An 11,266-nucleotide genomic window follows, 5' to 3' on the forward strand; every position below is an offset into this window, starting at 1 on the left:
GGCCGGGGACGCCCGGGAGCCGGTGGCCCGCGCCATCGGCTCCCAGACGTGGCCGGACGGGGTTTCCGGCGGTACCGGCGGCGCGAGCGCGGCTGATACTCTCACTGATCACGCCCGCCTGGCGCGCGGCGGCGGTGCGGCACGGTGGGAGCCCCTCGGCATGTCAGTGACGCCAGCCATCGACCTGCGCGGCATCGAGAAGAGCTTCGGTTCCGTAAGGGTCCTCCACGACGTGTCGTTCTCCGCCTACCCCGGTGAGATCACCGCGCTCGTCGGCGACAACGGCGCCGGCAAGACCACGCTGGTCAACTGCATCGGCGGCATCCACTCCATCGACAAGGGCGAGTACCGGTTCGAGGGCGAGCCGGTGCGGCTCGGCAGCCCGCGGGCGGCCACCCGGCTCGGCATCGAGATCGTCCACCAGAACCTCGCGCTGTGCGAGAACCTCGACGTCGTCCAGAACCTCTTCCTCGGCCGGGAGCGGCGCAGCGGCCTCACCCTCGACGAGGACATGATGGAGGAGACGGCGCGCACCGCGCTGTCGGGGCTCGCCGTCCGCACGCTGGGCTCGGTCCGGCGGCGGGTCGCCACCCTGTCGGGCGGGCAGCGGCAGATCGTCGCGATCGCCCGCGCCGTCCTGCTGGACGCCAAGGTCGTCGTGCTGGACGAGCCGTCCGCCGCGCTCGGCATCGCGCAGAGCCAGCAGGTGCTGGAGTTCGTCCGGCGGCTCGCCGACAAGGGCCTCGCCGTCGTGCTGATCTCGCACAACATGAACGACGTCTTCGCGATCTCCGACCGGATCGCCGCGCTCTACCTCGGCCGGATGGTCGCCCAGGTCAGGACGGCCGACGTCACCCACCGGCAGGTCGTCGAGCTGATCACCTCGGGCACCGGGGGAGAGCTGGGGCTGCGCCGATGATGAAGGCGGGCCCGTCACAGGAGGACATCCGGCGGCACAACCTCGGCACGCTGCTGCGCTTCGTGCACCTGCGCGGACCGGCGTCCCGGGCCGTGCTGGCCGAGTCGCTCGGCCTCAACCGCAGCACGATCATGGCGCTGACGGCCGACCTCACCGCGGCCGGGCTGGTCCGCGAGGAGCTGCCGCGCGGCCCCGGCCGGCGCGCCGGGCGGCCCTCCCTCGTCGTGCGGCCCGAGTCGACCCGCGTGTACGTGCTGGCGTTCGAGGTCGGCGTCGACCGGCTCGTCGTCGCCCGCGTCGGCCTCGGCGGCGTCGTCCTGGACCGCCGGGAGGGCGTGCGGGCCCGCGACTCCGACCCGGCCGAGCTGCTCGGCGCGCTCGTCGCGGGCGCCCGGTCCCTGGTCCGCAAGGCCGAACGCGACGCCGTCTGCGTCGGCGCCGCCCTCGGCTTCCCGGGCACCGTCCGCCGCGCCGACGACACCATCATGTTCGGCCCCAACCTGGACGTCGGCGACGTGCGGCTCGGCGACGTGCTGTCGCGCCGCCTCGGCCTCGGCATCTCCGTCTCGGTGTGCAACGACGCCAACCTCGGCGCCCTGGCCGAGCACGAGCGCGGCGTCGGCGTGAACTGCGACAACCTCATCTACCTGCACGGCGACGTCGGCGTCGGCGGCGGCATCGTCGCGCACGGGCGGCTGCTCGGCGGCGACGAGGGGTTCGGCGGCGAGATCGGCCACATGATCATCAACCCCGGGGGCCGGCGCTGCGCCTGCGGCTCGAAGGGCTGCCTGGAGGCCGAGGTGGGCGAGCGGGCGCTGCTGCACCACGCCGGCCGCGAGGAGGTTCCGGGGCAGGCGGGACGGGACGCGGTCCGCGACGTGCTCGCGTCCGCCGACGCGGGCGACATCGCGGCGCGGGAGGCGCTGCACCGGGTCGGCACCTGGCTCGGTCTCGGCGTCGCCAGCCTCGTCAACGTGTTCAACCCGGGCATGATCGTCTTCGGCGGGACGCTCCGCGACATCTATCTCGGCGCCGCGGCGCAGATCCGCAGCGTGCTCGCCACCGGAGCGCTCGCCGCGCCCCGCGAGAAGGTCAGGCTCCGCACCGCCGCGCTCGGCGACGACACCACCCTCGTCGGCGCCGCCGAGTTCGCGTTCGCGGAGGTGCTGGCCGACCCCGTCCAGGTCCTGACGCGCCTGCGCGCCCCCGAGGACACCCCCGTCTGACGGCGGCGGGCCGGGGCTCCGGGGCGGCTCACGGGTTGGGGTGCTTGGCCTGGGGCTGAAGCGGGACGGCGCCGTAGGGCGCGACGAACGCGAAGGCGGTCATGCCGTCCATCAGGAGGTTGCCGGCGGAGGTGAGGCTGGACCTGATCCGCGCGCCCAGGCGGGCGTGCTCGTGCAGGGTCGCCCAGGCCAGCCAGCCGACCGCGACGACGGCCCAGTAGGACACGAGGCGGTAGACGCCCACGGCCGCGGCGGCGGGGGACAGGGTGGCGCCGAACGCGACCAGGGAGGCGGCCATGCTGCCCTCGATCGCGCCGAGGCCGCCCGGCAGCAGCGGCAGCACGCTGCCCGCCGCCTGGGCGGCGAAGTAGGCGAGGGCGACGCCGTTCGGCGGGACGTCGATGCCGACCGCGTGCGCCGCCGACAGCAGCGCCAGGATGTCGAACAGCCAGTTCAGCAGGGCGAGCGAGGCGAGCGCCGCCCAGTCGCGGCGGGTCGGGCGCAGCACGTCGCGGATGCCGGCCAGCCGCTCGGCGTACGGCGCGATGCCCGGGTGGGCGAGGGCGAACCGGTAGCCGCGGCGCAGCGGCGCCGCGACCAGGGCGCGCGGCCCGGGCCGGCGCAGCACGGGGACGAGCAGCACCGCGAGGACCAGCGGGACGGCCAGCGCGGTCAGCGCCGGCCCGCGCGCGTGCGGGTCGGCGAGCAGCGCCAGCAGGCCGACCAGCGAGTAGGCGGTCGTGGTGATGACGCCGCCGGCCAGGATCACCGCGGTGGCGAGCCGCGCCGACGCCCCGCCGCGGCGGAACTGCCGGAACGTGTACACGACGCTCACCGCCGGGCCCGCCGGCAGCGTCGTCGACAGCGCGTTGCCCGCGTAGGTGATCGCGAACGCGCGGCGCAGCGGCATCCGCAGGCCGCCGACGCGCAGCAGCCGGCGCTGCAGCCGGGCGAACGCGCCCATCGACCCGGCCACGGCCAGCACGACCATGGTGAGCCAGCCGGGGTCGGCGTGCGACACGGCGGACCAGACGGCGCCGAGGTCGGGAAGCTCGTCGGCGTAGAGCGGGAGGGCGGCGAGCACGGCCAGGACCAGCGCGCACTGGACCATCCGGCCCGCGTTGCGCCGCCACCAGGGACGCCGTGCCCGCGCGTCCTGGAGCGGGAGCGGGGGGTCGGCGTCGGCCGGGGGGCTGACCGGTGCCGTGACTGTCTCATGCATGTCCCGGTCACCTCGCAAGCTCGCCCGCATTGCGCAACCTACGGCCCGCCTATGACATTCCCCTCGGTGCGAAAACGAACCGCAAAGAGACCCCCGCCACAGGGGTCACGCGGTCACGGCCTGCGGGTGGGGTTCACCGCGTCGGACTCGGCGGCGGTGTCCGGACGGGGGCGCTCGTCGTCGCCGTCCCTGGCCACCTGCCGCTCGTACTCGGTGATGCCGAGGCCGTCCCTGCTCTGCGTGGGCTCCTCGATCACCAGGTCCTCGGGCGGATCGGTCACGTACTCCTCGGTCAGGGCGATCTCCTCGTCCTGATCGTTGTCGCCCATGTCGTCGATGTCCTCGCGGAAGTCGCGGGACTCACCGGGCCTGCGCGCCCTCATATATTCCTCCCGGTTCGCATCGGTTTCGCCTGATCGAACCGGTATCCCCGCTGACCGCGTCCCTACTCCCGGTCGCGGACGGCGTCCCTACTCCCGGTCGCGGACGGCGACCAGCCCGCCGAGGACGCCGACGTACGCGGTCCCGTTCGGGCCGATGTTGATGGGCGCCCAGTTGTTGTCGAACCACTTGCCCATGCCGGTGAGCACCTTGTAGACGGTCCGGCCTGTGTGGACGTCCACCGCGGTCAGGTACCAGGCGTCCAGGAGGTCCTTGCGGGGCTCCTTGGTGTAGAGGTAGAGGAGCCCGGCGGGAACGGAGACCTTGGCCACGGTGGACGGCGACCGCTCCGCGCTCGTCCAGACGGTCTCGCAGCCCTGCCCGCCCGGCTTCACGTCCACGCGGCTGACACCGCCCACGGACGACCCTCCCGGCGGAAGCTCGAAGAAATTGCGGTAGCCGTAGTTGTTCTCGACGAACAGGCTGTCGCCGTAGCCGATGAGGGAGTTGTCCGTCGCGCTCGCTCCGCTGGCGAACACGGGGATCTGGCACACGAGCCCGCCGTCGTCCCGGCGGCGGACGATCACGTGCATGCGGTCGTCGGCGTTGTCGGTGATGGCCACGTAGCCGTCGCCGAAGAACGTGGGAGTCGTCCCCGAACCCTGGTCGATCTGGCCGGGCTTGCGTCCGGTGCCCCGGTCGTAGGGCTGCCGCCAGACGACCTCCGGCATGCCGCTCGCGTCGGCCCGCATCCGGTAGAGCGCATGGTCGGAGACGACCGAGACGCCGTCCTCGGCGGCGGCGAACGAGTTCTGGATGCTCTCACCGGCGAGCCGCGTCATCCGGACCGTGCCGGACTCCGGGTCCACCGTGCCGACCCGCCCGTTCCGCGTGATCCACCAGATCAGGCCGCCCCAGTCGGGCCCGACCGCCGTGATGGGATCGCACTCGCCCTTCGGCCACGGATTCGTCCAGGCCGCGCAGTCGTGGGGGAGGTACCCGCTCAGGTCCCAGTCGTCGGTCACCGTGAAGCGCCACTTGCCGTCCGGCCCCTTGTCGTGCGCGAAGCGGCGCAGATGGAACGCCGAGTCGGCCAGGACGGCGCGGTCCTGCGGGTCCAGGTAGTAGTAGGCCCCGCCCGAGGTGTCGGTGAGCACCTTGTCCAGGCTCAGCGAGAACACCGCCTGGACGGTCGACGGCCTCGGCGGCAGGTCGTACGTCGCGAGGTCCTTCAGCGTCGTCGGGTCGATCAGCCGCAGGACGAAGTTCTGCCCGCGCGTGCACTGCGCGACGATCAGGCCCGTCCGGCGGGCGAACGTCACCGTCGAGCACAGCCCCGGCAGGCCGCCGCCCTTGGCCTCGCCGAGCACCTCGGGAGCGCGGCCGAGCGGCCCCGCGAACGGGTAGGTGTCGGACGCGTAGCTGTCGGCGTGCATGGACGACGTCCCCACCGGACCCTGGTGCGGGTTGGCCGGAACCGGGCGCCCGGCGAGCGGCTGCGGCGCGGCCGGGCCGCCGACGTACGCCGGGACGAAGCCGCGGCCGGGCCCGTCGGGGATCGGGTCCGCCGCCGCCGGCGCCGCGACGCCGGCGAGGGCGCCGGCCAGGGCGAGGGCGAGGAGGGCGGCGAGCGGGCGTCTGCGCATGGAGGGCTCCTAGACGGGCGTGCGGCGGCCCGGTCGCGCCCTCCGGGACGATCCACAGGGTAAAGGATGATCGTCCGATCCGCTCGTATGGTTACGATCCGGTTCATGGGCGTACAAGCTGTGATCTTCGACTGGGGCGGCACGCTGACCCCCTGGCACGACCTCGAACTGGCCGACATGTGGCGCGCGATCTGCTCCGCCCACCTGCCCGCCGGCGCCGTCGAGAAGGCCGCCGCCGCGCTCGCCGACGCCGAGCTGGAGCTGTGGCGCCGCGGTACCGAGGAGCACCGCAGCGCCACGCTCGCCGAGGCCTTCGAGATGGCGGGCGTGGAACTCTCCGAGGAACTCCTCGCGACGCACTTCGAGACCTGGACCCCGCACACCCACACCGACCCCGCCGTCCCCGGCCTGTTCCACACCCTCCGCGAGCGCGGCATCAAGGTCGGCGTCCTGTCGAACACCATCTGGTCGCGCGAGTGGCACGAGCGCGTCTTCGCCCGCGACGACGTCCTCCACCTGCTCGACGGCGCCGTCTACTCCAGCGAGATCCCCTGGACGAAGCCGCACGCCGGGGCCTTCCGCGCCGCCATGGACGCCGTCGGCGCCACCGACCCCGCGTCCTGCGTCTTCGTCGGCGACCGCCCCTACGACGACATCCACGGCGCCAAGTCCGCCGGCCTGCGCGCCGTCCAGATCCTGCACCAGACCACCCACGCCTTCGACCGCCCCGGCCTCCGGCCGCCAGACGCCCGCATCCGCGGCCTGGACGAACTGCTCCCGCACGTGGAGCAGTGGTGCTCAGCGTGAGCGGATCACGTCCCTGAGGGCTTGCGCGCCACGATGAGGTCGCGGGAGATGGCCTGGTCCACGCGGTGCCGGAAGCCCCGGTAGGCATCGCCGTCCTGGACGTCCAGGCCGCTGGACGCGAGGATCCCGGCGAGTTCCTCGCGGCGGCCGACGAACGTGTTCCAGGAGATCCCGATGGCGCCGCCCGGCCGCAGCAGCCGCGCCCACTCGGGCACGGCGGCCGCCAGCAGGTCGACGGGGCTGCGCGACAGCTGCGGCCTCCCCCTGCCCCCGTGCTGCGCGCCCTTGGCGGCCGGGCGGGGGGCGCCCCCCGCCCGGCCGTGCCGGCTGCCGTGCTGGACGCCGTACGGCGCGTCGGTCACGACCAGGTCGAAGGAGGCGGGGCGGAAGAACTTCCCGGCCCCGACGGAATCGGCGTTCACGACGGTGATCTCCATCGTCTCGCCGCTCTTGTAGCGCTCCTTGGACGCCCCCAGCGTCACGTTGAGGCGGCGCCCGAGGACGGCCTTCTCCCGCCGGATGTTCGTGATCTCGGCCTGGTGCTTGACCCGGTTGTTCTTCAGCCAGGTCTTGATGAAGGCCGCGTAGGCGTCGAAGTCCTTGCCGTCGATGTCGATCCCGGCGGCGTCCAGGCCGTACATCATGGCCTGGTTGAGGGTCGTGCCCCGTCCGCACATGGGGTCGAGGACGCGGGGACGGCCGGTCAGCAGGTCCATGGGCGAATCCGTCGCCATGGCCGTGACGTTCAGCAGCAGCTTGGTGAAGTACTCGTTCGTCTTGCCGGGGTACTTCTGGATGGTGAGCAGGTCGCTGCCGAACACGTCGAGGGGCTGCAGCATGACCGGGCGGAGCAGCTCGCCCTCGAACTGGAACAGCGCGTAGAGCGACGAGAGGTTCGACAGGAGGCGGACGTCCTGCTCCGTGAGCCCGTCGGCGGAGAACGCCACGTACGGGACGCCGCCCATCACCGTCTCCCGGACGTCGCGAACGCGCCCGCCGAGGGCCCTCTCACTGAACACGGTCAGTTCGGCCTTCACCAGATCGGCCGCCGCCTGGGCGTAGACGCGGTTGTGCGAGGGGGAGACGAGGAGGCCGTACTCGGTCATTCGCAGAACCCTAAGGGATTCCGAGAGCGGAGACCGCCGGGGCCGAACGCTCCCGGCGGCCCCCGCACGGCCCTTGGGTGGGCCGTTCCTCCCGGGTCAGGCCGCCCGCACAGGACGGTCGGGACGCGCTCCGCCGTCGTTCTCGGACGTGTCGTTCCCAGTCGCGTCAGCCGCGTCGGGCGCCGCGGGAGCGTCAGGATCGGCGGGCAGCGCGTGCGCCGCACCGGCGGGGAGCTCCGGCCTGGCCGGGCCCTCCACGGCCGGCAGGTCCGGAAGGTGCCGCGACGCGGCGGTCAGCAGTTCCCGCACGCGGCTCTGGAGGCTGGCCAGATCGGCGCGCGCCACGTCGGCCTGCGCCTGCGCCCTGCGCGCCTGGCGCCGCGCGGCGTCGCGCTCGGCCGCCAGCCGGTCCAGCTGTTCGCGGTAGGTGTCCCGCAGCTCGTCGAGGGCGCTTCGCCCGCCCTCCCGCGGATCAGTGGTCACGTCTGGGCTCCTCCCCCGAGTAGTCCCCGCACCGGGACCAACGCGATCGATCCCGCGCATCGTTCCCGTCGTGTGGAAGATCACTCACCGGGTTCGGGGCGCGGCGCCAGGGCCGCGGCCGGCAGCCCGGGGAACGCGTCGCGCGGCGCCGCGCCGCCCGCCCTCGCGCGCCACCGGGCCGACCGCGCCATCGCCCGCCGCGCGCTGTCGGCGGCGAAGGCCCGCAGGCCGGGGGAGGAGACGCCGGCGAGACCGACATAGGCGGGGACGAGGCCGTCCTCCAGCGCCGCCGCGAGCCGCGCCGCGGTGCGCGTGGACGTGACCCTGACCGGCAGCCGGTAGGCGGTCGCCGCCTGGACGGGCTCGGCGGTGAGGATCGACCGCAGCTCGTCCCGCTGGGCGCGGTGCTCGTTCCACATGTCCTTGGCGGTCGCGCGGAGCGTCCCGCTCAGCCGGGCGCCGAGCACCCCGTACCCGTACACGGCCGCGTGCTCGGCGGCCAGCGCGGTCTGCACCGCCTCCGCCCCGGACGTCGACCGGACGGCCGGGACCCCGCCCCCCGCCACCCCCGCGTGGCCCGCCTCGCAGGCCCCGATGCTGGCGAGCAGCTGCGCGAGCGCGGGGCCGGCCTTGGCGGCGTCGGCGATCCGCCCCCGTGCCGCGCGGTCCTCCGCGGCGCGCAGCTCGGCGAGAGGGGAGCCCTGGGACGCCGTGGGCGGGCCGGGGGGCGGCGGGAGGGCGCCCCCTTCGTCCGCGCGGTCGCCGGAACCGGGCACGTAATGGCGCTTCAGCACCGCCAGGTGCTCCCGGTGGTGGGCGAGGACGGGATCGAGGCGGCCGGCCAGCGCCGGTCGCGCCGACCGCGCCGCCTCGTACGCGGCGATCAGATTCTGCTCGGACGCGATCGCGCCGACGAGCACGGGCACGTCGCCGCGCGCGGGCCCGGACGGCTGGGCCGCCTCGGCGGCGCACCCCGAGAGCCAGGGCAGGACCAGCGCGGCCCCGCCGCCGAGCAGCAGCGCGCGCCGCGGCATCGCCTCTGGCAAGGCAGACTCCTCACCCGGTGGTGGAGCACGGTGGCTGAGCACGGTGGTGGAGCTTCGTGGCGGAGTTTCTCGGCGGACGTGGTGGCGGCCCGCCGCGGTCCCCGGCCTGGACGCGTCCATCGGGCCAGCTCAAGCATTCCATATCCGCCGCGCCGGTGAGCCGTCCGAAAGACCGCCGCGGTCCCCGGCTGTCGATAGTCTTGAGGTGTCGTCGGACGAACGGTGACATCCGCGATCGCAGACATGACAACAGAGGGAAAACGAGGAGGGCCCATGAGCGTCGAGTCCCGCGGTGGCCGCGCTCAGGGCGGGCGCGCCGCCGGGCGGCGCCCCGACGACGCCGCGCGCCCCGCCCGCGACGCCGCCGTCACAGAGCTGACCGGGCTGCTCGCACCCGCCGTGGCCGAGCTGGGCCTCGACCTGGAGGAGGTCGACGTGCGCCCGGCCGGGCGCCGCCGGCTCGTCCGGGTCGTCGTGGACGGGGACGACGGGGTCAGCCTCGACGACGTCGCCCGGGTGAGCGAGGCGGTCTCCGGGCTGCTCGACGAGTCCGACGTCATGGGGACCTCGCCGTACGTGCTGGAGGTGACCTCGCCGGGCGTCGACCGCCCCCTCACCGAGCCGCGGCACTGGCGTCGCGCCGTCGGCCGGCTGGTCGTCGCCCCGCTCACCGCAGGAGGCCAGATCGAGGGCCGCGTGGTCGCGGCCGACGACGAGGCCGTCGAGATCGACGTCGTCCAGAAGCGCCGGGGCAAGGGAGCCGGGGCGGGCGCCGGGGCGAAGAGCGGCGCGAAGGCCGGGGGCAAGGCCGCCGGGCCGAAGGCCGCCGAGACGGTGCGGCGCAGGTTCGGCCTGGGCGAGCTGGGGCGCGGCCGTGTGCAGGTGGAGTTCAAACCCCTGGACCACAAGGCCGAGGAAAAGCGTTCTCCGGCTGAGCCGGACTAGAGGGGGGAACCTCGTGGACATCGACATGACCGCCCTGCGGGGCCTGGAGAGCGAGAAGGACATCTCGCTCGACGTGGCCGTCAAGGCCATCGAAGACGCCCTGCTGATCGCCTACCACCGGACGGAGGGCGCGGCGCCGAAGGCGCGCGTCGAACTGGACCGGCAGAGCGGGCACGTGACCGTGTGGGCGACCGAGACCGACGAGGAGGGCAGCGACCTCCGCGAGTACGACGACACCCCGACCGGGTTCGGCCGGATCGCGGCGACCACGGCCAAGCAGGTGATCCTGCAGCGGCTCCGCGACGCCGAGGACGAGCTGACGTTCGGCGAGTACGCCGGCCGCGAGGGCGACATCGTCAGCGGCATCATCCAGCAGGGCAAGGACCCGCGGAACGTGCTCGTCGACCTCGGCAAGATCGAGGCCGTGCTGCCGCCGCAGGAGCAGGTGCCGGGCGAGCGCTACGACCACGGCGAGCGGCTGCGCGCCTACGTGGTGCAGGTCCGCAAGGGGCACCGCGGCCCGTCGATCCAGCTGTCGCGGACGCACCCGAACCTCGTCCGCAAGCTGTTCGCGCTGGAGGTCCCGGAGATCGCCGACGGCACCGTGGAGATCGCCGCGATCGCCCGCGAGGCCGGCCACCGCACCAAGATCGCCGTGCGCTCGCGCAAGCCGGGCGTGAACGCCAAGGGCGCCTGCATCGGGCCGCTCGGCAGCCGGGTCCGCAACGTGATGGCCGAGCTGCACGGCGAGAAGATCGACATCGTGGACTGGTCGGACGAGCCCGCCGACCTCGTCGGGAATGCCCTGTCGCCCGCGCGGGTTTCGAGTGTCGAGGTCGTCGACGCCGACGCCCGGGTCGCCCGGGTGATCGTGCCCGACTACCAGCTGTCCCTCGCCATCGGCAAAGAGGGGCAGAACGCGCGGCTGGCCGCTCGGCTGACCGGCTGGCGGATCGACATCCGGTCCGACACCGAGCCCGAGCAGACGCCCGTGAAGCCCGCCGAGACCGGCGAAACCGGATCTTCTACGTCAGGAGAGCATGCGACCGGCCCCGCGGACGCCTCGGCGCGGTAGACTCATGAAACGTGGCCGGGCGGCCCCTGTTCGCACGTGTGCGGGCTGCCGGGTTCGCACGGCCAAGTCCGACCTGCTGCGCCTTGTGGCGGTCGAGGGCGTCATCGTCCCCGACCCCCGTGGGCGGCTGCCGGGACGGGGTGCGCATCTGCATCCCGACCTGGGGTGTCTCGAGCTCGCAGAGCGACGTCGGGCGTTCCCGAGGGCGTTTCGCCTTCCGGGGCCGCTCGACGCCAGTGCGCTGCGGGAGCGGCTTGCGGCACGCGCCGCGCAGCAGCAGGATGGCCGAACGGTAAGCGACGTCTAGTCGGAAGCAGGTCGAGATTGCTATGAGCGCTCGATGAGCACGCCGCGATGAGTACGGCAAGTTAGCGACGGTCCGGAGGCCGCACCCCCGGACCGAGTAGGGA

At 73.8% G+C, this 11,266-nt stretch carries 12 protein-coding genes; 6 read left to right on the top strand and 6 right to left on the bottom strand.

Translation table 11 applies throughout. From position 1 onward, the window contains the following. Positions 1 to 160: 160 nt before the first annotated feature. Both ACA511_RS33230 and ACA511_RS33235 read left to right on the top strand, forming a co-directional pair. Positions 161 to 919 (top strand): ATP-binding cassette domain-containing protein, encoded by a 759-nt coding sequence (locus ACA511_RS33230; protein WP_375028643.1) that lies wholly within the window; start codon positions 161 to 163, stop codon positions 917 to 919. Further along, positions 919 to 2,145 carry an ROK family protein gene (locus tag ACA511_RS33235; protein WP_375028737.1) on the top strand — a complete coding sequence of 409 codons (1,227 nt, stop codon included), beginning with the start codon at positions 919 to 921 and terminating at the stop codon, positions 2,143 to 2,145. Before ACA511_RS33230 ends, ACA511_RS33235 begins: the two co-directional genes overlap by 1 nt. A gap of 28 nt (positions 2,146 to 2,173) precedes the next feature. Here ACA511_RS33235 and ACA511_RS33240 read toward each other — a convergent pair whose 3' ends face one another. The 3 genes from ACA511_RS33240 to ACA511_RS33250 form a co-directional block, all read right to left on the bottom strand. After that, entirely contained in the window at positions 2,174 to 3,367 is a 1,194-nt protein-coding gene (locus ACA511_RS33240; protein WP_375028644.1) for a YbhN family protein, read from the bottom strand. 113 nt (positions 3,368 to 3,480) lie between these two features. After that, positions 3,481 to 3,750, bottom strand: coding sequence for a hypothetical protein (locus tag ACA511_RS33245; protein WP_375028645.1), 270 nt, complete (start codon positions 3,748 to 3,750; stop codon positions 3,481 to 3,483). A gap of 87 nt (positions 3,751 to 3,837) precedes the next feature. Further along, entirely contained in the window at positions 3,838 to 5,394 is a 1,557-nt protein-coding gene (locus ACA511_RS33250) for a hypothetical protein (protein ID WP_375028646.1), read from the bottom strand. A gap of 105 nt (positions 5,395 to 5,499) precedes the next feature. Between ACA511_RS33250 and ACA511_RS33255 the strand changes: the two genes are divergently transcribed. Continuing rightward, complete coding sequence (locus ACA511_RS33255; protein ID WP_375028647.1) at positions 5,500 to 6,201, top strand: HAD family hydrolase; 702 nt, start codon at positions 5,500 to 5,502, stop codon at positions 6,199 to 6,201. 5 nt (positions 6,202 to 6,206) lie between these two features. Here ACA511_RS33255 and ACA511_RS33260 read toward each other — a convergent pair whose 3' ends face one another. The 3 genes from ACA511_RS33260 to ACA511_RS33270 form a co-directional block, all read right to left on the bottom strand. Continuing rightward, the gene (locus ACA511_RS33260; protein WP_375028648.1) at positions 6,207 to 7,307 is read right to left on the bottom strand and encodes a TRM11 family SAM-dependent methyltransferase; all 1,101 of its coding nucleotides are present in this window, start codon (positions 7,305 to 7,307) and stop codon (positions 6,207 to 6,209) included. Between the two features lie 96 nt (positions 7,308 to 7,403). After that, positions 7,404 to 7,790 carry a hypothetical protein gene (locus ACA511_RS33265; RefSeq protein ID WP_375028649.1) on the bottom strand — a complete coding sequence of 129 codons (387 nt, stop codon included), beginning with the start codon at positions 7,788 to 7,790 and terminating at the stop codon, positions 7,404 to 7,406. 80 nt (positions 7,791 to 7,870) lie between these two features. After that, positions 7,871 to 8,836, bottom strand: a complete 966-nt coding sequence (locus ACA511_RS33270) for a DUF4439 domain-containing protein (protein WP_375028650.1) — start codon at positions 8,834 to 8,836, stop codon at positions 7,871 to 7,873. A gap of 273 nt (positions 8,837 to 9,109) precedes the next feature. Here ACA511_RS33270 and rimP point away from each other — a divergent pair, with 273 nt between their 5' ends. Genes rimP through ACA511_RS33285 form a run of 3 tightly spaced genes read left to right on the top strand, consistent with a single transcriptional unit; the run spans position 9,110 to position 11,163 of the window. Further along, a complete protein-coding gene (rimP, locus tag ACA511_RS33275) occupies positions 9,110 to 9,781 on the top strand; it encodes a ribosome maturation factor RimP (protein ID WP_375028651.1) in 672 nt (223 codons plus the stop codon). Positions 9,782 to 9,806: 25 nt separating this feature from the next. Next, positions 9,807 to 10,856, top strand: a complete 1,050-nt coding sequence (nusA, locus tag ACA511_RS33280; RefSeq protein WP_375028738.1) for a transcription termination factor NusA — start codon at positions 9,807 to 9,809, stop codon at positions 10,854 to 10,856. Between the two features lie 4 nt (positions 10,857 to 10,860). Then, entirely contained in the window at positions 10,861 to 11,163 is a 303-nt protein-coding gene (locus ACA511_RS33285; RefSeq protein WP_375028652.1) for a YlxR family protein, read from the top strand. Positions 11,164 to 11,266 lie beyond the last annotated feature (103 nt).

Source organism: Actinomadura sp. GTD37, assembly GCF_041951365.1.
Taxonomy (GTDB): Bacteria; Actinomycetota; Actinomycetes; order Streptosporangiales; family Streptosporangiaceae; genus Spirillospora.